The sequence below is a fragment of the Aeromonas sp. R7-2 genome, from assembly GCF_040908105.1.
In the GTDB taxonomy this organism is placed as follows: domain Bacteria; phylum Pseudomonadota; class Gammaproteobacteria; order Enterobacterales; family Aeromonadaceae; genus Aeromonas; species Aeromonas caviae.
On sequence record NZ_JBFODC010000020.1, the window covers coordinates 314,649 to 336,563 of the forward strand.

At 61.5% G+C, this 21,915-nt stretch carries 17 protein-coding genes, 3 tRNA genes and 1 riboswitch; of the genes, 9 read left to right on the top strand and 11 right to left on the bottom strand.

Annotated features, from left to right (window positions below; all coding sequences use genetic code 11):
• Positions 1–143 precede the first annotated feature (143 nt).
• Entirely contained in the window at positions 144–911 is a 768-nt protein-coding gene (locus AB5Y47_RS06805) for a class III extradiol ring-cleavage dioxygenase (protein ID WP_041213317.1), read from the top strand.
• Positions 912–1,054: 143 nt separating this feature from the next.
• Positions 1,055–4,276, top strand: coding sequence for a transporter substrate-binding domain-containing protein (locus AB5Y47_RS06810; RefSeq protein ID WP_368220048.1), 3,222 nt, complete (start codon positions 1,055–1,057; stop codon positions 4,274–4,276).
• A 267-nt stretch (positions 4,277–4,543) separates the two neighbouring features.
• Here the strand turns inward: AB5Y47_RS06810 and AB5Y47_RS06815 are convergent, their stop codons facing one another.
• Positions 4,544–4,744, bottom strand: a complete 201-nt coding sequence (locus tag AB5Y47_RS06815) for a YbfA family protein (RefSeq protein ID WP_010673543.1) — start codon at positions 4,742–4,744, stop codon at positions 4,544–4,546.
• A 214-nt stretch (positions 4,745–4,958) separates the two neighbouring features.
• Between AB5Y47_RS06815 and AB5Y47_RS06820 the strand changes: the two genes are divergently transcribed.
• Entirely contained in the window at positions 4,959–5,246 is a 288-nt protein-coding gene (locus AB5Y47_RS06820; RefSeq protein ID WP_010673542.1) for a hypothetical protein, read from the top strand.
• A gap of 63 nt (positions 5,247–5,309) precedes the next feature.
• Here AB5Y47_RS06820 and AB5Y47_RS06825 read toward each other — a convergent pair.
• Positions 5,310–5,383: transfer RNA gene (locus AB5Y47_RS06825), tRNA-Cys, on the bottom strand.
• 55 nt (positions 5,384–5,438) lie between these two features.
• A tRNA-Gly gene (locus AB5Y47_RS06830) sits at positions 5,439–5,514 on the bottom strand.
• A 249-nt stretch (positions 5,515–5,763) separates the two neighbouring features.
• On the opposite strand from AB5Y47_RS06830, the gene AB5Y47_RS06835 reads away from it, so the two are divergent.
• Positions 5,764–9,201, top strand: a complete 3,438-nt coding sequence (locus AB5Y47_RS06835; RefSeq protein WP_010673541.1) for an ATP-binding protein — start codon at positions 5,764–5,766, stop codon at positions 9,199–9,201.
• Positions 9,202–9,581: 380 nt separating this feature from the next.
• Here the strand turns inward: AB5Y47_RS06835 and AB5Y47_RS06840 are convergent.
• Positions 9,582–9,671: transfer RNA gene (locus AB5Y47_RS06840), tRNA-Ser, on the bottom strand.
• A gap of 340 nt (positions 9,672–10,011) precedes the next feature.
• Between AB5Y47_RS06840 and AB5Y47_RS06845 the strand changes: the two genes are divergently transcribed.
• The gene (locus AB5Y47_RS06845; protein ID WP_043152447.1) at positions 10,012–10,929 is read left to right on the top strand and encodes a L,D-transpeptidase family protein; all 918 of its coding nucleotides are present in this window, start codon (positions 10,012–10,014) and stop codon (positions 10,927–10,929) included.
• A 22-nt stretch (positions 10,930–10,951) separates the two neighbouring features.
• Positions 10,952–11,935 (top strand): DUF481 domain-containing protein, encoded by a 984-nt coding sequence (locus AB5Y47_RS06850; protein WP_182958787.1) that lies wholly within the window; start codon positions 10,952–10,954, stop codon positions 11,933–11,935.
• Positions 11,936–11,998: 63 nt separating this feature from the next.
• On the opposite strand, the gene AB5Y47_RS06855 is transcribed toward AB5Y47_RS06850, so the two are convergent.
• The 3 genes from AB5Y47_RS06855 to AB5Y47_RS06865 form a co-directional block, all read right to left on the bottom strand.
• Positions 11,999–12,724, bottom strand: a complete 726-nt coding sequence (locus tag AB5Y47_RS06855; RefSeq protein WP_010673529.1) for a MaoC family dehydratase — start codon at positions 12,722–12,724, stop codon at positions 11,999–12,001.
• A 236-nt stretch (positions 12,725–12,960) separates the two neighbouring features.
• Positions 12,961–13,908, bottom strand: a complete 948-nt coding sequence (rlmF, locus tag AB5Y47_RS06860) for a 23S rRNA (adenine(1618)-N(6))-methyltransferase RlmF (RefSeq protein WP_043152443.1) — start codon at positions 13,906–13,908, stop codon at positions 12,961–12,963.
• A 151-nt stretch (positions 13,909–14,059) separates the two neighbouring features.
• A complete protein-coding gene (locus tag AB5Y47_RS06865; protein ID WP_039039319.1) occupies positions 14,060–14,548 on the bottom strand; it encodes a C40 family peptidase in 489 nt (162 codons plus the stop codon).
• A 275-nt stretch (positions 14,549–14,823) separates the two neighbouring features.
• On the opposite strand from AB5Y47_RS06865, the gene AB5Y47_RS06870 reads away from it, so the two are divergent.
• Positions 14,824–15,546 (top strand): 4'-phosphopantetheinyl transferase superfamily protein, encoded by a 723-nt coding sequence (locus tag AB5Y47_RS06870; protein ID WP_043152441.1) that lies wholly within the window; start codon positions 14,824–14,826, stop codon positions 15,544–15,546.
• Complete coding sequence (locus AB5Y47_RS06875; RefSeq protein ID WP_041214740.1) at positions 15,543–16,391, top strand: tetratricopeptide repeat protein; 849 nt, start codon at positions 15,543–15,545, stop codon at positions 16,389–16,391. The genes AB5Y47_RS06870 and AB5Y47_RS06875 overlap by 4 nt, the downstream gene beginning before the upstream one ends.
• Positions 16,392–16,530: 139 nt before the next feature.
• Here the strand turns inward: AB5Y47_RS06875 and AB5Y47_RS06880 are convergent, their stop codons facing one another.
• Together AB5Y47_RS06880 and ribB are read right to left on the bottom strand one after the other, a co-directional pair.
• Positions 16,531–16,773 (bottom strand): Lpp/OprI family alanine-zipper lipoprotein, encoded by a 243-nt coding sequence (locus AB5Y47_RS06880; RefSeq protein WP_010634682.1) that lies wholly within the window; start codon positions 16,771–16,773, stop codon positions 16,531–16,533.
• 225 nt (positions 16,774–16,998) lie between these two features.
• The gene (gene ribB / locus AB5Y47_RS06885; protein WP_010673523.1) at positions 16,999–17,652 is read right to left on the bottom strand and encodes a 3,4-dihydroxy-2-butanone-4-phosphate synthase; all 654 of its coding nucleotides are present in this window, start codon (positions 17,650–17,652) and stop codon (positions 16,999–17,001) included.
• Between the two features lie 104 nt (positions 17,653–17,756).
• Positions 17,757–17,914, bottom strand: a riboswitch (FMN riboswitch).
• 209 nt (positions 17,915–18,123) lie between these two features.
• On the opposite strand from ribB, the gene purU reads away from it, so the two are divergent.
• A complete protein-coding gene (gene purU / locus AB5Y47_RS06890; protein WP_029313992.1) occupies positions 18,124–18,960 on the top strand; it encodes a formyltetrahydrofolate deformylase in 837 nt (278 codons plus the stop codon).
• Positions 18,961–19,018: 58 nt separating this feature from the next.
• Here purU and AB5Y47_RS06895 read toward each other — a convergent pair whose 3' ends face one another.
• Together AB5Y47_RS06895 and cls are read right to left on the bottom strand one after the other, a co-directional pair.
• On the bottom strand, positions 19,019–20,287 hold the full coding sequence (locus AB5Y47_RS06895; protein WP_368220049.1) for a DUF945 family protein: 1,269 nt from the start codon (positions 20,285–20,287) through the stop codon (positions 19,019–19,021).
• Between the two features lie 109 nt (positions 20,288–20,396).
• Positions 20,397–21,878 (bottom strand): cardiolipin synthase, encoded by a 1,482-nt coding sequence (gene cls / locus AB5Y47_RS06900; protein WP_010673520.1) that lies wholly within the window; start codon positions 21,876–21,878, stop codon positions 20,397–20,399.
• Positions 21,879–21,915 lie beyond the last annotated feature (37 nt).

Genomic DNA, 21,915 nt, shown 5'->3' on the forward strand with positions numbered 1-21,915 from the left:
ATATTGAAGAGTGCTTATCCATAAAGCCTGATTGTTAACCCATCAATAGGGGCAGATAATGACCACATCGTCAGCGGCATGTCGCCCTGGCCTCGGGTTGTCGGTGCGCCGCGCGCATCGGCACAACGCATATGGAGTCTGTCATGTCTATCGCCCCTGTCTGGTTCATCTCCCACGGCGCCCCGGATCTGGTCCTGCGCGATCAGCCCGCGACCCGGTTCCTGAAGCAACTGCGCCTCGAGGGTGCCAGAGGGCTGGTGGTGATCTCGGCCCACTGGTTCAGCCGAAGCGAGCTGCAGATCAACGTCGAGCCCAGCCCGGCCCTGATGTACGACTTCTACGGCTTCCCCGAGCCCCTCTACCAGATCCGCTGGCCCGCGACGAGCCCGCAATGGTTGCAGGAAGCGGTGAGCGATCAGCTGCTGCTGGCCGGCCTGCCCGCCACCCCGGTACGCCGCGAGCTGGATCACGGGGTCTGGTCCCCCCTCTCCCTGATGGATCCGGACAGTGAACTCCCCCTGGTGCAGATCGCCATCCCGGCCAGCTTCACCCCGGCCCAGCTGTGGCAACTGGGGGAGGCATTGCAGGGGCTGCGCGAGCAAGGGATCGGCATCCTCGCCTCCGGCGCCATCACCCACAACCTGCGTGCCCTCGGGCCGGACGGCTCGCCGGTTCCCCAGTGGGCGAGCCAGTTTGCCCGCTGGCTGGAGCAGACCATGGCAGAGGGAGACAGGGGGGCGCTGGAAGATTACCGGGCCCGGGCGCCGGGCGCGGTGGAATCCCATCCCCACGACGATCACCTGCGCCCCCTGTTTGTGGCGCTCGGCGCGGCGGGGGCCGACAGACCCCGAAAGCTGCACGACAGCTGGGATTACGGCAGCCTCTACATGGGGGCCTACCAGTTCGGTTGAGGGCGGGGCGGCCAGGCCGCCCTGCTTGCCGTGCTACCGCCGACGCGCGTGGAGAAATAGCGGACTCGTTATAGCCATTTTCCGGTAGAATGGCGGCCATTGGATGAGGCTTGGCAGGGATGGCTGTCGCGTCGGGTGGCTAGATGAACCTATATCGAACACTGATCCTGCTCTGTCTGCTCTGCCTTCAACCTGTGCAGGCCCTGACCCTGCACAGCCGCTACGATCCCGCCCCGCTGCCTCCCCGCTGGTCGGAGGCGGAGCTCGGATGGCTGCGCCAGCAGTCCCAACTGCGGGTCGGCATCCTGCAAGAGGACTACCGCCCCTTCACCATGATCGCTCGCCAGCGCGTCGAGGGCCTCAGTGCCGACTACATCGACCTGCTGGCCCGGATGCTGGACAAACCCGTTGCCCTGAGCGCCTTCCCCGACAAGGCGCACCTGCTCCGTGCCCTGGCACGGGGGGAGATACACCTCGCCAGCCTCGGCAATCTCACCCTGGCGGACAGTGACACCCGGGCGATCCGCCTGAGCAACCCCTATTTCAGCAGCCCCCTCGTCTTCTCCGTGCCCAGACGTTATCGGGGGGCACTGCTCACACCGGGACAGCGGGTGGCCGCCGTCCGGGATCAGATAGACAGGGCGCGCTTTGGCCGCTACTACCCCACCCTCACCCTGGTGACCTATCCCTCCAACATGGAGGCGTTCGATGCGGTCTTCTTCGGCCGCGACGACATCCTGCTGGGGGATGCCCACGCCACCCACTACCTCAACAGCGAGCGCTTCGACAACCTTCGCCAGCGGGGCGAGGCCCCGCCCGAGCTGGCGCCTGCCGAGTTCCGCTTTGCCGTCCCGGCCACCGAGCCCGCCCTGCTCAGCCTGGTCAACCGGGGGCTGGCGGCCATCGACGACCGGGCGCGCAATACCCTCTTCACCCAGTGGAACGGGCCCATCCGCGACATGAGCGAGCGAAGCGCCGATCTCTATGATGCCGCCGAGCGGGCCTGGATGCGGCAAGCGCCCCCCATCAGGGTGTGGCTGATGGACAACCTCTACCCCTATGGCGCCCTGGATCATGACGGCCAGCTGGTCGGCATGACGGTGGACATGCTGGACAAGATCCGCACACGCACCGGCCTCACCTTCGAGTTCGTGCGGGCAGACACTGAGCGTCAGCTGGCAAAAGCCATGCAGTCAGGCGCCATCGACCTCATCGGCGCCATCTCCCAGCAGGTGGCCGAACACTACGGGCTGCGCACCTCGGTGCCCTACGCCACCGACAACATCTATGTGATCCTCACCCGCCAGGAGGAACAAGGGATCGACACCCTCCGGAGTCTGGCGGGCAAGACGGTGGCGATGACGCACCATGTGCCCCTCGCACAGAGACTGGAGGGTAGCCGCATCACCCAGGTGGAGAGTGCCGCAGAAGCGATGGAGGTGCTCGCCCAGGGACAGGTGGATGCCGCCATCGTGCCCCTCTATTTTGCCCGCCATGCGCTGGACAATGATCCCCAGAGCCCGCTGCGCATCGCCGGCCCCGCCGATGACGAACCAATCCGGATGGGGTTTGCCAGCCTGCCCGGACAGGGGATGCTGATGGGGATCCTCGACAAGACCATCCTCGCCATCCCCCCCAACGAGCTCGCCATGATGAGTTACGAGTGGCGCAACCGCAAACTGCCTGTGCCCGGCTTCATGGATCGCCACGCCCACATCGTCTACCTGGTGTTCGTGGGGCTCCTCACCCTGGCGCTGGTGCTGCTCTATCGCAACCGCATGTTCAAGCGGATGGCCAGCGCCGAGCAGGCTTCCCGCCAGCAACTGGAGGCCCATGTCAGGTTCATCCGGGCACTGGGGGAGAGCCTGCCCCACCCCATCGTCGTGCGGGACAAGAGCGGCAAGGTGCTGCTGTGCAACAGCAAATACCTCACCCAGCTCGGCGCCGAGCCAAAGGCCATCCTGGGTCAGCCCTTCGCCCAGGGGCTGTCAGGGGTGCTCGATGCAGACAACATCGCCGTGCTGGAGCAGGACTTTGCCAGGGTATTGCAGGAGGGGCAGCCCATCTTTGCGGATCGCCTCTTCCATCACAGGGGAACCCAGAGCGACATCTATCACTGGATGGTGCCCTATTTCGACGGGGAGGGGGCCATCAGCGGGGTGATCGACGGCTGGATAGACATCACGGACCGCAAGCGGCTGGAAGAGGCGCTGCGCGAGGCCAAACAGCAGGCCGACAGCGCCAGCCGCGCCAAGAGCGACTTCCTCGCCACCATGAGCCACGAGATCCGCACCCCCATGAACGCCATCCTCGGCATGCTGGAGCTGGCCACCGAGGATCCCGCTCTCAGCCGTCACAGCGGCGAGCTGCTGCGCATCGCCGCCGACTCCGCCAACGGCCTGCTGGATCTGCTGGGGGACAGCCTGGATATCGCCTCCATAGAGGCGGGCCAGATGACCCTGACTCCCACCCCCTGCGATCTCGCTCCCCTGCTCTCGTCCGTCACCCGGGTCTTTGCGGGCATGGCCGAGCAGAAGGGGCTGCTCTATGAGGTCAGGCTGCCCGACACCCCCATGCCAAGGGTGCTGATCGATCCCCTTCGCCTGCGCCAGATCCTCTTCAATCTCATCGGCAACGCCATCAAGTTCACCGAGCAGGGCCGGGTCGCCATTACCGCCACCCTGACCGGGGGCGAGCAGCCTCCTGTGCTGCACCTCACCATCACCGACACCGGAGCCGGCATTCCCGCGGACAAGCTGCCCCGGCTCTTCACCCCCTTCTATCGCGCCCACGGCCAGGGCCAGTTCCCCGGCAGCGGGCTGGGCCTCAACATCGCCCGCATCCTGTGCCAGATGATGGGGGGGGAGATAGCCGTTCACAGCCAGGTCGGCGAAGGCACCCGGCTCGAGATAAGGCTGCCCCTCACGCTCGCTCTGCAACCCCCCGCCCCGATCACGGCAATGCCGGCGCCCCAGCCCCACCAGGCTCAACCCCTCCCCCATCGGCTGCATATCCTGGTGGTCGATGACAATCACGCCAACCAGATCCTGCTGCGCCAGCAGCTCAAGCACCTGGGACACGACGTCAGTGTGCGCAGCAATGGCCTGGAGGCCCTGCGCGCCCTCGCCAGCCACCCCTTCGATCTGGTCATCACCGACTGCCAGATGCCGGTGATGGACGGCTTCGAGCTGACCCGCAGCCTGCGTGCCCTTGGCCATGGCCTGCCCGTCTGGGGCTTCACCGCCCATGCCCAGCCTCGCGAGCGGGAGCTTTGCCTCGCCGCCGGCATGAACGACTGCCTGTTCAAGCCCATCGGCCTCGCCCGTCTGCGCGCGGCGCTGGCCACCCTGGGGCCAGCGCCCTGAGTACCGCCAGCCCTTCCTCCCGTCATGTCGCACGGGCGCGGCTGAGAATGCGGCTGAGAGTGCGGCTGAGAGTGCGCCGGCGTTTGCCGCATAAAGGATCGCCCACAGGGACAAGAGACAACGTGGACCGGCCATGGATACAAGGCCGGTGGCGGTTCGAGACCCATAAAAAAACCGACACCAGGGTGTCGGTTTTTTTATATCGGGAGGTGCGCCCTGCCTGCCACGCCAGTCTGGCGCCGGGTGAAGCGGGCGTCACGGGGAGGATCAGTAGAAGATCCGCTCCCCTCGCTCGCTCATCTTGAGCCAGACCGGCTTGGTGCTGGTCTTGCTCCAGATGCGGTGCAGGTAACTGTAGAAACGGGCGCGATCCCGGCGAAACAGCATCACCGGGAAGGCGAGCAGACCCGCCATCAGGACAAAGATGCGGCGAAGGATTATCTGAGTCAGGGAGAAGGGATGAAACATGATGTAACGCCTCACTGGTAAGACCACTGAACAAAGATTACGCCAATCATTGTAGGATTACTACACCGACAGCGCCATTTTTTTATTAAAAACGGGGCTAAAAGCCTAAAAATGAAACCGGGTTACATTCTTTAACTAAAAAACAACAAAGGTGGCAAAACGCGGCCCCTGTTCCAGAGTTAACGAGGACTGGACCAGAACGGGGGAACACAGGATGAAACTTGCAGATGCAGCGCTGCTGGGGGCATTGGGCGTGCTCGCCTGGAGCCAGTGGCAGGAGTGGCGGCTCAATCGTGACGATGCCATCGACATCCCCTATCACGGGGTCCCCACCGCCAGCCTGTGGCAATGCGGTTTGCTGATAAAGGAGATGGCCGCGCTGGCAGAACAGGGGGGCGAAGAGAGGTCCGGATCCAGGGGCGAGGCATTGGCCGAGATGGATCAGCATCTGCACAAGACGTGGCAACGGGAGGGTTGTTCACGGCTGACTGACATGCAATGAAGCATCATCCTAGGCCGCCATGGCGGATGGACAACGTCAGGGATATGGAAAACAGGGAGAAGATGGAGGCACGTTCCGGAGTCGAACCGGACTAAACGGATTTGCAATCCGCTGCATAACCGCTTTGCTAACGCGCCATGCTGACAAGGCATTGCCTTGAGAGTGATGTCCATGGTTGGTGCCATGGAGTATTGGAGCGGGAAACGAGACTCGAACTCGCGACCCCGACCTTGGCAAGGTCGTGCTCTACCAACTGAGCTATTCCCGCATGACTGCTTGCGTGCCAGTTGCCTGACAACGAGGCGCATTATACGTACCCCGAGCCCGGGCACAACCCTTTTTTCTCACTTTGAGCCCTTTCCCGTGCTATTTGCTCACCCTTTAGACGCCTTGGTCGAAAATCCCCCCGCTCCCTGTGACCCGACGAGCGAATTTAAGATAAAGCCATTGAAATAGTTAGCCTTTAGTCAGAAACTCATCGCGCTTAGTAACTGGATTCTCAATTGAAAATCATGCGATGAAATGGAACTTCAGGCCTCGGGGGCTCAGACCGCAGCTGATGCTGGCTTTTTTCATGTTGGGCCTGGTGCCCTTCCTGGTCGTCACCCTGTTTTTCCTCTATAGCCACGGCAAGGATCTCACCACCCAGACCTCCAACCATCTGGTCTCGGTGCGCAACATCAAGAAAAACCAGCTGCAAGACTACTTCGGCAACCTCAAGGAGCAGATCATCAACTTCTCCCAGCAGGACTTTGCCGGCAACAGTATCGGTCGCTTCTACGGTTTCACCGGTGCCTTCGAGAAGCTCGGCACCACGCCGCAGGAGGCCCGCGCCCGCGCCCAGGCCCGCTATGTGCCGGGCTCCTGGGACAAGCTGCAACAACCTGACAGTCAGGTGGAGATAGAGCCCTCCATCAGTGCCCTCATCCTGGCGGACGAGATGTATGGCCGCGTCCACCAGCGCTTCCATCGCGGGTACGCCGACATGGTGCGCAAGTCCAACTACAGCGACATCTTCCTGGTGGATCTGAACGGTGACGTGGTCTACTCGGTCACCAAGCAGGCCAACTTCGCCACCAACCTGCTCTCGGGACCCTACCAGTCCAGCGGTCTTGGCAACACCTTCGCCAAGATCAAGCGCCGCCTCGATGGCGGCCAGAAGCCCCAGCAGATCTTCGAGTTCACCGATTTTGGCCGCAACGAGCTGACCGGCCAGGTGGTCGCCTACCTCGCCGCTCCCGTGATGCAGTACGACTATGTGCGCGGCGTGGTCATCTTCGAGCTGCTGCCGGACAAGCTCAACCAGATCATGGCGGAGCGGGAGGGGCTCGGCGCAACCGGCGAGACCATTCTCATCGGCCCGGACAAGCGGATGCGCGCCAACGCCTGGCTCGCCCCCGAATTCAGCGTGGAGAACAGCTTCAGCCCCGACTTCCGACCGCTGCAGACCCCCCTCATCATCAAGGCCCTCTCCGGGGAGCAGGGGGTCGGCCCCTTCCTCTCCTACCACGATGACGAGGTGCTGGCCGCCTATACCCAGGTGAAGGTGTTCGATACCGAGTGGGCCTTCATCGCCGAGATCTCCACCAGCGAGGCCTATGCCCCCATCCGCCAGCTCGAGACCCTGGTGATCCTGCTGGGAGCTGGCTCACTGCTGCTGCTGATCCTCTTCTCCCGCTGGCTCTCCCACTCCATCACGGCGCCCCTGCGATCCCTCACCGCCGCCGCCGAACAGGTGGCGGACGGCGCCCTGGATCACCCCATCACCATCCCCCGCACCGACGATGACATCGACCGGCTGGCACAGGCATTTCGCCACATGCAGCGCTCGGTGAAGGACAAGATCGAGCTCATCGAACGCCAGACCCAGGAGCTGCAACAGCAGGTCAAGCTGACCCACAAGCAGAACCTCAGCCTGCAACAGGCGGACAAGCTCAAAGACGAGCTCCTGGCCAACACCTCCCACGAGCTGCGCACCCCCATCCACGGCATCAAGGGGATGGCCGAGTCCATGCTCGCCAGCCAGCAGGACCTGACCGAAGGGCAGCAGAAACAGCTCGGCCTCATCATCAAGAGCGCCGACGGTCTGGCGCGCCTCGTGGACGACTTGCTCGACTACCACCAGATGCGCTACGGCCAGTTGGAGATCCACCCCCAGCCGGTCTCCTCCAAGGGGGTCATCCGGCTGGTGCTGGATCTCTGCCAGCACCTCGTGCAGGCCAAGCCCCTCACCCTGGTGGACAAGAGCCCCGCCGAACTGCCCCCTGTGCTGGCGGACGAGCAGCGCCTCGAACAGGTGCTCTACAACCTGGTGGGCAACGCCATCAAGTACACCCCCCAGGGCAAGGTGGTGCTGAGTGCCCTGGTGGAGGGCAACTTCCTGCGCATCAAGGTGACCGACACCGGCATCGGCATCGCCAGGGACCATCTGGAGCACATCTTCGAGCCCCTGGTGCAGATGAGCCCGGAAGTGAGCAAGCAGGGAGCAGGCCTCGGTCTCTCCATCACCCGCCAGCTGGTGCACCTGATGGGGGGGGAGCTGTTCGTGGAAAGCGAGCCGAGCGTCGGCTCCACCTTCGCCTTCACCCTGCCGCTGGCCAGCGGCAAGGCGGGCAGTCTGACCCTCGACAGCCGCCAGATAGAGCACCAGCTGGTGCGCCAGCAACCCGTCATCCTGCCGGACTGGGAGAGCGAGGATCTGCCGCCCCCGCCGCAAGATGCCCCCGTCATCCTGGTGGTGGATGACGAGCCCATCAATTTGCACATACTGCGCCACCTGCTGCAGCCCTGCGGTTATCGCATCCTGCCCAGCAGCGACGGTCACGACGCCCTGACCAAGCTGGCTCAGGAGCCGGTGGATCTCATCCTGCTTGACGTGATGATGCCCACCCTCTCGGGCTTCGACGTCTGCCGCCGTCTGCGCCAGCAGCACCCCAAGGAGAAGCTGCCGGTGCTGCTGCTCACCGCCCTCAACCAGCCCAAGGAGATTGAAGAGGGTTTCAACGCCGGGGCCAACGACTATCTGGTGAAACCCTTCTGCAAGGAGGAGCTGTTCGCCCGGGTGAGAGCCCTGCTGGAGGCCAGCGCCGGGCGCGCCTCCCTGGTGGAGAACCGCCTGCTCAAACAGGAGATAGAGCACCGTCTGCTGCTCCAGGAGCAACTGCACCAGGATCAGGAACGGCTCCTCGCCCTGCTTGGCGAGGGGGCCGACCCCATGGTCTTCCTCGATGAGCAAGGAGGGGTGCTGTTTGCCTCCCGGGCCCTGGCGCGCCTGCTGGGTCAGGAGCCGGAAGCCATGGAGGGGCAGATGCTGGACGAGTGGCTGGCCGCCCCGCTGGCAAGCCAGTGGCCCGACATGACCGCGCAGCCGGAGCGGGAGCTGGACTTCCTGGTGGCGGGCCAGCGAGACACCCTCAACGCCCGCGCCCTGCCCATCAACCTGGGGGGGCAGCACGCCTATGCGCTGACCCTTGGCACAGAACCGCGCCAGGACGACAATCGCATGGCTGCACTGGAGAACGCCCTCAAGAGCCTCTCTCGCCAGGCCATCATCGAGGATGGCCAGTTGCTGGGGGAACTGAGCCGGCTGGGAGGGGAGTTCAGGTCGCTGGCGGACGACCTCATTCGCCAGCAGGATGACGAACCTCTGCGCCGCGCCCTGGTGGACACCATGCGTCTCACCCTGGAGACCTGGCAGCAGAGCACCGGCAAGGGCAAGATAGTGCTGGCGGAGAAGAGCAAGCTGTGGCGGGTCTACATGGACCGCTCCAGTCCCCAGACCCGCACCCTCGACAAGTACCTGAACCTCGACACCCTGCCCAAGGCACCGCGCTGGAAGACGGTGGTGGCCAGCGCCGAGTACGTGCTCAAGCACTGCGCCCTGAACGAGGTGCAGCACCAGAGTCTGCACCAGAGCACCCAGCGCCTTCGCCAGCTCGCCAGCCGCAAGGCATGAGTCTCCAACCCGCAGACACGTTGCTCTGATGATGGCTGCGGGATAGAAAACCAAGCACCAATAGCGAGCTCTGGACACATCTACTCGCAGGCTTTCTGCGCCTATCAGGGGGATCGCGATGGCTGAGCTCGCGGGGTCGGCCAGATGACCCTGCAGGTGCGGGCCCATGCCCCATCACCATGTTGGTGATGACCCCGGGAGACCTGTCTGGGCCGGCAAGTGGCTAATCAGGTGAATGGACATTCGAGAGAATGGGGTGAGACTTCGCGACCCCGTGACCACAGGCCCCAAATCGGAAAAGACATTGGGAGATGGCTGAGGCGGGGGATGGACAGTAGAAATGACAAACCCGCGACGGGCGCGGGCTTGAGGGGAATAAATGGCGGAGAGACAGGGATTCGAACCCTGGGTGGCATTGCTGCCACAATTGATTTCGAGTCAATCCCGTTCGGCCACTCCGGCATCTCTCCACGGGCACTCATATTGACCCAACCCTAGCCGGGAAATCAATGTAAATCTCGTTGCAGATCAGACGACTGGCGATAAAACCGCCATCCGGTGATCCCGCCCCTCCCAACGCCAGTGACGTTCACCCGGCAGCGCCTCCCCACTCACGGCCTCCACTTTGTGCCCGGTTCCGGGCGGGCGAATACGGCGAGCCTGATGGGCCAGTGACACCCTGTGACGCGCTCGCCACCGCCCTCCCGGCAGTCATGGTGCCGGACTGGTAATCCCCGCGGGATTCGTTGACAATCTCTGCTCATTTTTTGGAAGGGAACCCGTCCCTCGCCCCAGCCGATAGGAACAACCATGCTCAACACTCGTATCGTCTCACTGCTGCTGGCCGCCGCCAGCCTCTGGGCCGCACCTGTCTGGTCCAACACCTATCCCCTGCCGCCAGCGGACAGCCGTCTCATCGGCGCCCTGGAAGATTACATCGTACAGCCTGGCGATCATCTGGAACTGGTCGGCAAGCATACCCGGACAGGCTTTCTGGCACTGCTCGAAGCCAATCCCGGCGTAGACCCCTATCTGCCCACCCCGGGCACCCGGCTCACTCTGCCGACCCAGATGCTGCTGCCCGACGTGCCGCGAGAAGGCATCGTCATCAACCTGCCTGAACTTCGCCTCTACTACTTCCCCAAGGGCAAGCAGGAGGTGATTGTGCTGCCCATCGGGATCGGTGACATCGGCCGCGAGACGCCGGAGATGACCACCACCGTCATTGCGAAAAATCCCAACCCGACCTGGGTGCCCGGCCCCATGGTCCGCAAGTCCTGGCTGGAGCAGAAGGGGATCGATCTGCCCGCCGTGGTCCCCCCCGGCCCCGACAATCCCCTCGGCAAGTTCGCCATGCGTCTTGGCTATGGCAACAAGGACTACCTCATCCACGGCACCAACAAGGATTTCGGGGTCGGTCTGCGAGTCAGCGCGGGTTGTATCCGGCTGCGCCCGGATGACATCGAAACCCTGTTTGGTCTTGTTCCCGTCGGCACCCCGGTCCGTGTCATCAACCAGCCGGTCAAGATGGCGGTGGAACCCGACGGTCGTCGCTGGCTGGAGGTACACTCCCCCCTCTCCCGCACCGAAGCGGAGATGGCACAGGGGGCGCCGCTGGTGCTCTCCCCCGAAGCCGAGCAGTTCATCGCTGCCCCCGACATCGACAGTGCCCGGGTGACCGCCCTGCTCGAGCACAAGAGCGGGCTGCCCAAGCCCGTGAGCGGCTGAAGGCCTGACCACCATGAACAGAATCAGTCATGTGGTTTGCCTGTTGCTTCTGCTGCCTGGCTCCGCGGCGATGGCGGACATCCTCTGGATGCGCAACGGCGATCGTCTGAGCGGGACCATAGAGGAGATCACGGACGAGCAGATCCGTATCAAGCCCGCCTACAGCCAGGCCATGACGGTCCCGCGCCACGCCATCAAGCGCTGGCGTCTGGACAAGCAGGAGAAACCCAAGCCGCTCACCAAGACGGGGATCCCCCTGCTGGACTCTCCTGACGAGGCCAATGCCTGGCTGCTGACGGGGAACGGGGATCTCAACATCAAGCTCAAGGAGAACACCAAGAAGACCAACAACGTCAATCTCAAGGTCTCCACCGAGTTTGCCAATCTGGACTGGCGTTACAGCCTAGATGGCGAGTACATCTACGAAACGGCGAACAACATCACCGACAGCCACGAGTACAAGCTCAAACCCAAGCTCGACTTCTTCTTCGACGATCACTGGTTCCTGCGATCTTCCGTCGACATCGATTACAACATGATCGAGGCAGGCTATCTGGAGATTGACTATGCCTCCGGTCCCGGATACCGCTTCTGGAATGACAGACAACGCCGGCTGGAGATCATCAGCCAGCTCGGCCTGGAGCGGGCCTATTTCAGGCCGGAGGTGTGGAGCAACTCAGACCTGTTTGACGACAGAATCATCAATTACCCCTTCGTCAGCCTGGGTTGGGACTACCGGCAGCCCTTGGCACTCTGGGAAGAGAAGTTCGAGCTGTTTGGCAAGGGCAGTTATGAAAGGTTCGTCGACCAACCATCCCCCTATCTGACCAGAAAGCAGTCCGTCAGCGGCAGCCTGGGCCTCAGGTATTACTTCAGCGATCATTTGCGTCTCTCTTGGTCAAGCGAGCTGGATTGGGACGATGCCTGGCTCGACTACCATGGCCTGAACATGGATGTGAGCGAGAAGGAGTGGCGTCACCTCATCACCCTGGGGGCGAGTTTTTGACCCGCCAGAAACGACACAGGCCCACCGAAGTGGGCCTGTGTTCATGGGTGCAAGACGAGCGCGTCAGAAATAGATCCGGGTGACCGACTCGATGACGCAGCCAGGGCGACGGATCCCCTCGATCTCTATCTTGATCTCCTTGAGGAGCTCGATGCCTCCCTTGATGGGCGTGACACGCGACAGCTTGGTACGGGCGCGGATGTTGCTGTCCACCTTGATAGGATAAGGGAAGCGGACCTGTTCCAGGCCGAAATTCACCACCATGCGAGCGGTCGGGAACTCCGGCGTGCTCTCGTCCACCGAACCGGTCAACTGGGGCAGCAGGGCCAGAGTCAGGAAGCCGTGGGCAATGGTGGTTTTGAAGGGAGACTCGGCTGCCGCACGCTCGGGATCGGTGTGGATCCACTGATGATCGCCGGTCACGGTCGCGAACTGGTTGATCAACGCCTGGGTGACCTGCAACCACTCACCTACATGGGTCTCTTCACCGATGCGGGTCTGCAACTCGGCATAGAGTGCCGCTGCTTCGCCTTCGAGCTCCACCACGGGATCCTGCGCCAGGGCAGGCTGGCCATTCGCGACCTGGGTGACTCTGGCAGCCTCTTGCTGGCGGGCATCCTGTGACTCCCCCTGCAGATCCAGCACTCTTCCCAGCAAGGGGTGAAGGTGTGCCTTTTGCTGAAACTCACGCCAGTAGTCGCGGATCGCCGGAGAGAGCCAATCCTTGAGCTCAAAGGGGTGTTGCGCCAGAATTTCGCGCTTGTGTTTCAGAAAATCGACAACTTTCATTTACCGATCCCTATTCGATTCAAAGCCTGTAAAGAGGTCTAACCAGTCCTATTTTATGAAAGTTTCATCAGCAAGTACAAAAAAATCTCGGCGTACACCTGTACCAGGCGCGAGAGTGGTCACTAACATGCGAGCAAACACGGGCAGGAAAACGATTGAATGGAAGGCTGCAAACGAATCAACATCTGATCTGAAAAAGAGACGGGGCCCGTGTCGCCACTGAGCCCCGTCCTCGATCATCTCCCCTGGGCTGTCCACCAGGTCTTGCGCTGCCCATCGTCCAGGAAACTCCAGGCGAGGATCCGGCTCACCTTGTTGCCTTGCGCCATCTCGAGCACCCGCACTTCCCGTGCACCGACCCTGACCAGCGCCTTGCGGGCGGCCGGCAGATTTTCCTTTTTCGACACCAGCGAGCTGAACCAGAGGCATTGGCTGGCAAACTCCTTGCTCTGCTCTATCATGGCCGCCAGAAACGCCGCCTCGCCCCCCTCGCACCAGAGCTCGGCCTTCTGACCGCCGAAATTGAGCACGGGCGCCCCGGCCACTGCCTGGCCCTTGCCCAGGTTGCGCAGCTTGCGCTCCGTCCCCTTGCTCGCTTCCGCCAGAGAAGCATGAAACGGCGGGTTGCACAGAGTCAGGGCAAAGTGCTCCTTCGGCCCCAGGATCCCGCGAAAGACATGCTTGGGGTTACCCTGATGACGGCAGGTGATCTGGTTGCCCAATCCATTGCTGGTGGCCAGCAGGGTCGCCGCCTTCACCGACACAGGATCGATGTCTGAGCCCACAAAGCGCCAGCCATACTCCCGGGCGCCCAGCAAGGGATAGATGCAGTTGGCCCCGACACCGACATCCAGCACTCGAACCTGCTTGCCCGTCGGTACGCATCCCGCGCTCTCGGCCAGCAGATCCGCGGCTCGATGCAGGTAGTCTACCCGGCCCGGAATGGGCGGGCAGAGATAGCCGGGGGGCAGATCCCAATGCGCAATGCCATAGTGCAGTGCCAGCAATGCCCGGTTGAGCGTCTTGACGGCGGCCGGATCGGCAAAGTCCAGGGTTCGGGTGCCGTGCTCGTTGGTGAACACGAAAGGCGTCAACGCCGGGGTACGCTGGCAGAGCGCGTCGAAGTCGTAGGGTGCCTGATGGCGATTGCGCGGGTGCAATCCGGTTTTCTGCTGGGGTGTCATGCTGGACCTGCCGAGGATCAAGGGGGCCACACTATAGAGAGTCGACCAGGGAAAGTCTAAACGAGGGTCATAAAAAAACCGGGCCCTGAGGGCCCGGTTCAAGTGAGGTTGGAAAAACAGTCCGTACTGCGAGCCGTTTGTCCAGCCTGACTCAGATGTCTATCCGGCGTGCCTGCCAGAATTTGCTGCGCCAGTAACTGCTGTCGAGCTTGGAGCGTGTCACCCCGGCGCGGGTGGAGGCATGGATGAATTCGCCATTGCCGACATAGATGCCCACGTGATTGAGGCGGCGGTTGATCTTGAAGAAGACCAGGTCTCCTTCGACCAGATCCTGTTTGGAAACCCGGGTGCCTTCATGGACCTGGGAGCGGGTATCACGGGGTAATTCGATGCCGACGGCATTGCGGAACACTTCACGGGCAAAGGCGGAGCAATCGATGCCTCGCTGGCTGCTGCCTCCCATCCGGTAAGGAACGCCGCGCCACTCTTTGTATACGGTCAGGATTTCGTTGACGTCAGGGGTTGGTGAAACTTCGGGTTCAATCACGGGTTCCATCATGGAAACCTCGATCTTGCTCGCGACCTCGGGTTGGGGTGCCGATGCACAACCCACCATTCCGAGCGCGACCAGCAGTAGCATCAGGTGGCGCAATCCTTTATCCCCGCAAAAAGAGTGAAACTTGTTAAAATGCAGCCCGAAGGGCAATTTATAAGGCAACAGCACCCGACTATATCCAAGAATTCTATCGAGGCAAGCGAAAATCCCAATCGACCTCACATTTTTGCAAGGAAATGCTCTGTTTAGCGCAATTTATGTGATCATGCCCAAACAATATACAATCTTGAAAGCATCGGTTTTGAGCGCATCAAACGGACTGTTATCACTATTTCACCCCCATTTTTAAGTGAAATATTATGCTATCTGCGGATCTCTATTTGTTAAATACGGCAAGCGTTGATGCAGACCTGGTGATCAGGCTGGCATCCGAACTCGCCCCGGATGAACGCCGTCACTGGCACGAGATCCACCAGGCGGGTCGCCAGCATGAGTACCTGCTCGGCCGGGTGCTGCTGCGCCGCCTGCTGGCCGAGCGACTCCATTGCCGGGCCGATGCCCTGACTTTTGGTATCGGTGCGCATGGCAAACCGACACTGCTCAGTCATCGCTGGCAGTTCAACCTCAGCCACAGCGGAGAGTGGCTGGTGATCGCCCTCTGTGAGGAGGGCCCCCTTGGGGTGGACATCGAGATGGGAGTGCGTCACCGCCCCATACTGCCGCTGGCCAAACGCTTCTATGCGCCAAGCGAATACCAATGGTTGAGCGCCCAGCCCCGAGAGGAGCAACATTCGGCCTTCTATCGGCTATGGTCTCGCAAGGAAGCTGTGCTCAAGGCGCATGGCGATGGTATTTCCGCCGGGCTCGACAAGATCTGCTTCCTTCCGGAGCAGGCATGGCAGCTCAATAATCATCTCGACAATCGCCACTATGAAATCCGTGACTGGCCCACGGGCAGCGGATGGCTCAGCCTGGCTGCCCCGACCCGCCGGGTCGATGCCCATCTGCTGGACGCACGCTTGAATTCCACCCCGCTGGACCCCATGTTGATCCACACCATTTTTCGAGAGTCAGACTCATGATCGTCGACATCACTCCCCAGAACTTCCACGCAGAATTGCTCGATGCGTCCATGAAAAAGCCGGTCGTCATCTATTTCCACGCGCCCCAGATGCCGGAGTGCCAGGCCATGACCCCGCAAGTGGAAGCGCTGGTCGGCCCGGCCAATGCGGCGGTGACCCTGGCCAAAGTCGACATGAACGACCCCCAGTTGCAGCCTCTGGCCAGCCAGCTTGCCTTGCGCGCACTGCCCGCGCTGGTGCTGTTCCATCAGGGACGTCCGGATGAGCAGGCCATTCTGGAAGGGCCGCAGGATGAAGCCACATTGCGCCAGTATTTCGCCGCCTTTGCCCCCAAAGAGGAGGAGTTGCTGCTCGATCAGGCAAAGCAGGCGCTGGAGAACGGGCAAGCCGATGTGGCGCACACCCATCTTGGCCAGGCCCATCGCCTCGCCCCCGAGCGTCACGACATCACGCTCTGGCTGATACAGGCGGCGCTGGATCTCAATCTCCTTGACGAGGCGCAGAGCCTGCTCTCGACCATCCCCATGGTGGCACAGGATGATCATTACCAGACCCTGAGCTCCCGCCTCTCACTGGCGCTGCAGGCCAGCGACAGCCCTGAGCTGCGCGCCCTGGAGCTGCGCCACGCTGAACAGCCGGATGATCATGCCCTCGCCCAGGAGCTGGCGGTGCTCTACAGCCAGGTTGGTCGACAGGAAGAGGCATTGGCCCTGTTGTTCACCATACTCAAACGTGATCTCGCCTTTGGCGATGCCAAGAAGATCTATCTCGATGTGCTGGCAACCATGGGCGCGCACCCGGCGGCGCAGAGTTATCGTCGCAAGCTCTACAGCCTGCTCTATTGAGCGACAGGAAAATCAGAAGAGGGGATGCCGATTCGTCGGCATTGCCTTGTCAGGCGGGTTTCAGCGGGGAAACGCGGTAATTTGATGAATTTCAGGCAAAAAAAATGGCGCATTGAAATGCGCCATTTTTTCGCATGGATTACTTCTTGTAGGAAGTAGCCATGTTGTCGATGCGCTGGTTAGCACGCATAGCTTCTTGCTTGGCTTCTGCAACATCAGCAGCGATCTTGGACTGATCAGCACGAACAGCGCTAACATCTTGAGCCAGTTGGTCAACTTTGTTAGACAGATTCTGAACGGAAGTTTCCAGTTCGCTGGTGTTTGCACAACCGCCCAGCAGAGCGGACAGACCAACAACACCTACCAACAACATTTTTTTCATTTTTAAAAGCTCCCTTTAACTCGCCAGACGTTTAGCAAGCGGCGTGATTATGGCACAAAAAAATCATAGTTTGGATAGGCCTCATCACAGATAAATGCGTTAAAACCCTCATTTTTTTTTAGTTGCACACTTTCCGTACAAACTTTAAGCAAAAATGAGTGTCCCTGGATGAGGTTCGCACAAAGCGTAACCAAAATTTGGGCTTATTACAATTTCGTATGAGGCTCAGGCTGAACGTTCTGACAGCAATTGACGATATTGCACCAGATCTTCGATGGTCAGGACCGGCATCCGGTGCTGGCGACCGAAGGCCACCAGGTCCGGCAACCTGGCCATGGAGCCATCTTCCTTGGTCAACTCGCACAATACTCCGTAAGGTTTGAGCCCGGCGAGCTGCATCAGATCGACGGTCGCTTCGGTGTGACCACGGCGGGTCAGCACCCCACCCGTGCGGGCGCGCAGCGGGAAGACATGGCCGGGTCGATGCAGATCGGAGGGCCGGGCACCGTCGGCGATGGCCGCACGGATGGTGGTGATGCGATCGGCGGCGGACACCCCGGTGGTCACCCCCTGCGCCGCTTCGATGGTCACAGTGAAGGCAGTCTGATAGTGGCTGGAGTTGGCCTCCACCATCATCGGCAGCTCGAGCTGGCGAACCCGCTCGTCGGTCAGACAGAGGCAGACGATGCCGGAGCACTCGCGGATCATCATGGCCATCTGCTCGTTGGTCATGGTTTCTGCGGCAAAGATGAGATCGCCTTCGTTCTCGCGATCTTCATCATCGGCCACCAGCACACCCTGACCGGCACGCAGGGCGGCCAGCGCGGCTTCGACGCGAGCAATGGGATCACCGAATTCACTGAGTAGAGACTGATTCATGGTAAGACTCCTAAAAAAGACAAGGACCAGAATCAGGGCATGGAAAGGCAGACAGAAGTAGCCATGCGGCAGCCAACCCGGCAGGGTCTGGCCAGCAATATCTGTCTTATCCTCTTTCATCCGGACTATGACCGTCGGCTCCGGCATCTCACCGGATCTGCTGACCCCGTCCCGGATGAATGCCGGGTCGGGCGCTCGCGGGCTCCCCGAGTCACATCGGGATACCGCCGGTGGGGAATTTCGCCCCGCCCTGAGAATAAGCGCAGACAGCCTAAAGAAAAAAGACGCAGGATGCCAGCCAAAAACCCATCAAAGACAAACCGGGTGCTGGCTGCACGGCAATTTTCGCGCGAGCACCACCCGATACACGGCGCGCTGTCCTTTCTGATTTCGTTTGTGGCATAGTGCCAGCAAAAACGCGCGCGCCCGCGCAGACCGGGTGCCAACATCACAAACGGAATCATGACAGAGATGGAAAAGAAAATACTGCTGACCGATTGCCCCGACGCCAAGGGTCTCATCGCCAAGATCACCAACATCTGCTACAAGCACCAGCTCAACATCAACAAGAACGACGAGTTCGTGGATCACGAAAACGGCCGCTTCTTCATGCGCACCGAGCTGGAAGGGCGCTTCAACGACGAGACCCTGCTGGCCGACCTCGATGATGCCCTGCCTGCCGGCGCCCAGCGTCGTCTCGTCAAGGCGGGCAAGAAGCGCATCGTCATCCTGGTGACCAAGGAGACCCACTGTCTCGGCGACATCCTGATGAAGAACTATGCCGGCGCCCTGGACATGGACATCGTCGCGGTCATCGGCAACTACGACACCCTCGCCGAGCTGACCGGCAAGTTCGACATCCCCTTCCACTGCGTGAGCCACGAGGATCTGAGCCGCACCGAGCATGAGGAGCAAGTGCGCACGCTCATTGATGGCTACCAGCCGGATTACGTCATCCTGGCCAAATACATGCGTGTGCTGACCCCAAGCTTCGTCGAAGCCTATCCGCGCAAGATCATCAATATCCACCACTCCTTCCTGCCTGCCTTCATCGGCGCCCGCCCCTATCGTCAGGCCTTCGACCGCGGGGTCAAGCTGATTGGTGCCACCGCCCACTTCGTCACAGACGATCTGGATGAAGGCCCCATCGTCGAGCAGGACGTGATCCACGTCGATCACACCTTCAGTGCCGATGACATGGCCAAGGCCGGACGCGACGTGGAGAAATCCGTGCTGAGCCGGGCGCTGGAACTGGTGCTGAACGAGCGGGTCTTCGTCTACGGCAACAAGACAGTCGTGTTCAAGTAAGCGGCTGCGCGCCCCCAGAAAAAAGGCTCCCGAGGGAGCCTTTTTCATTGCGCGGCACTCACGGGTGCAGCGGCAGACCATTGACGGTCACGGCCCCTTTGTCGAGCTTGAGCTCGGCCTGAAGCTGTGACTCCTGCGCCTTCAGATATCCCATGGCAGTGAATTGCTCCAGCATGGGGGCCAACTGGGGAACGGCCTGGCCCAGCGTCTCCCCAAGGTGGGCATGAAGCAGACCGGAGAGTGCCTGCATCCCCTCCTCGCTGCCCATCAACTGTGCCAGGGTGGTGGACGCCAGCTTGGCCTCCCCTTGCAGGCTGACAGGCTCACCGTTCAATCGCGCACTCAGATCCGCCAGTTCCAGCGTGGCCCCTCTCTGGAGCATCTTGTCCAGCGCTTCCTGGATGGCCGCTTCGTCCACCCGTTTGCTGCTGGCCTCTTGCAGCGTCTGATACCCCTCGAGATCCAGCCCCTTGAGGGAGAGATCCAGATTTCCCTGGGTCAGCGCGAGCCGGTCTTCCTCGCTCTCCATGTTGAGGGTCGCCACCTTCATCTGATAGCGAGTGGAGAGCGTCTGAAGATCGTCCCCCGCCAGCTCGGTGGCCGTGGTCAGCCCCTCCAGCGTGATCTTGACGTTCCCCGGCTGGGTCAGGGTGAAGGCCGTGAGGGTCGCATCGCTGCGGGGAGAGAGCCAGAGCCCGCTGATCTCGGCCATGTCGGCACTGCCCTTGAGATCCGCCAAGGCCAGATCTGTCTTGCTCTGGGCATCGTGGACCGTCATCCCCAACCAGTGGGCGGTGAGATGGCCATTGCCGTCGAGATCCCCGCGATAGTCGCCGTTCAAGGGCAGGAAGGTGAACTCGTTGAGCCCCTCCTTGACCTTGAAGTCACTCACCCAGAAGCGGGAACTGTTGCTCATGGTCCAGAGGCTGCTCGCCGATTCTGCCCCCAGTTGCCACTGCTGCATCCCCAGAGAGGTCAGGATGGGCGCCAGCGTGCCCTGTGCGGTATCAAGCTGGAGGTGGCTCTTGATATAGAGCGGCAACAGGCGGCTGTTGAACGCGAACTGCATCTCGATGGGTTCGCTTCCCGCCAGCTGGGGATCAAAACTCGCCAGCGTCTGGGGCGGCACCACCACCTTGAGCACGCCGTCGCGGGTGAACAGATTCTCCGTCTCCGGGCTCCAGGTGACTTCGATTCCGCTCTCCTGCTGCGCCCTGGCGATCTGCTCGGCCAGGATCCGGTCGAACGTATTGCCCGTGTACCAGCAGGCGCCAAGCCCTCCCACCACCAACACGGCTCCGACGGCCAAGGCCACTTTTTTCTTCATCAGTTCTGTTTCTCCACAATGGTTCAATGGCGGGTGCATGGGCGCACTCTACGGGGAGGATGGGCATCAACACAAGCCAGACAACGGCTTGGGTTCCACGCTCTGGCTGTCACAGCAGGGGGCTGAACAGGTAGAAGATGTTCTCAAGCAATTTTTTGTACCAGGGGCGGGCACGCCACCTGGTCAGTGACATGGGGGTCGCCTCCAGCATGTAGCCCTGCACCAGCTGGTTCATCTCGGCGACAAACACCGGGTTGTCGATGAGCAGGGTGATCTCGAAATTGAGCCAGAGACTGCGCCGGTCGAGGTTGACCGTGCCCACCAGGGCGAAATCATCGTCCACCAACACGCTCTTGGTGTGCAGCAGTCCGGCATCATAGCGGTATATCTCCACTCCTGCCGCCAGCAGATCCTCCATGAAGGAGTTGCTGGCGTGGTTGGCCATCAGGGAGTCGTTGCGCGCAGGCAGAACTAACTGCACCAGCACGCCGCGGGCCGCCGCCGAAGAGAGGGCCGCAGCCAGCGGATCGTCCGGCACGAAATAGGGGGTGGTCAGCACCAGATGGTGACGAGCCTGGTAGATGGCGAGCAGCAGGCTCTGCTGGATGCAGTCACCGCCGACGAAGGGGCCTGAGGGAATGAGCTGGGCTCGATAGTTGGTCTGTGGCCAGGCTTCCGGCTCATGTTGCAGACTGTCGAGCAGCCGCTCGCCGGTCTCCATCTCCCAGTCCCAGACGAAGGTGGACCACATCAACGGCACCACGGGGCCCTGCACCCGGATCATGATGTCGACCCACTGGCCGACCCCGGCATCCTGCTTGAAGAAACGGGGATCCACCATGTTCATGGAGCCGGTGTAACCAACCTTGTCATCGATCACCACCAGCTTGCGGTGCATGCGCAAGTCCTGGCGCTGAAACGGGATGCGCCAGGCGCCGACCGGCAACACTTCCACGACTTTGACACCAGCGGCACGCAAGGTTTTGGGCCAGGAGGAGCGGAAGAAGGTCTTGCTGCCGATGGAGTCGAGCAAGACACGACAATCCACGCCGCGTGCCGCCACCTCCATCAACGCCTCGCACACCTCGTCCACATCCCCGCCGGGGTGCCAGATGTAGAACTCCAGATAACAGGATTGGGAGGAGCCCCGGATGTCGCGCACTATCTCCTCTACGATGCTCTTGGGCTTGTGCAGCAGGGTCATCCGGTTGCCCGAGAGCATAGGCATGGCCAAGCGCCCCTGGATCAGATCGTGGAGCGGGCGTGCCTTGCTGCCCACCTCGCAGCAGTGCTGGGGGAAGAGGCGCGCGAGCTGGCGGATCCAGATGGCGTAAGGACGGTACATGGCCTGGGCCCGCTCCGCCCGCTTGCGACCGAGGCGTATCTCGCCAAACAGCACGTAGAAACCGACCCCGGCGAAGGGGATGGCATAGATGAGGGCCAACCAGGCAAGAGATACCCCGATGGGACGTCGCTTCATCACCACCCGCAGGGAGATCCCTGCCACGATCACGGTGTGAAACAACAGCAACAACCAGCCGAGAAAGCGGGAAAACAGCAACTGAATGTCGTATTCCAGACCGTCGAGCAAGGCGACTCCTTGGTGTATTGGACAGATGGCACGGGCA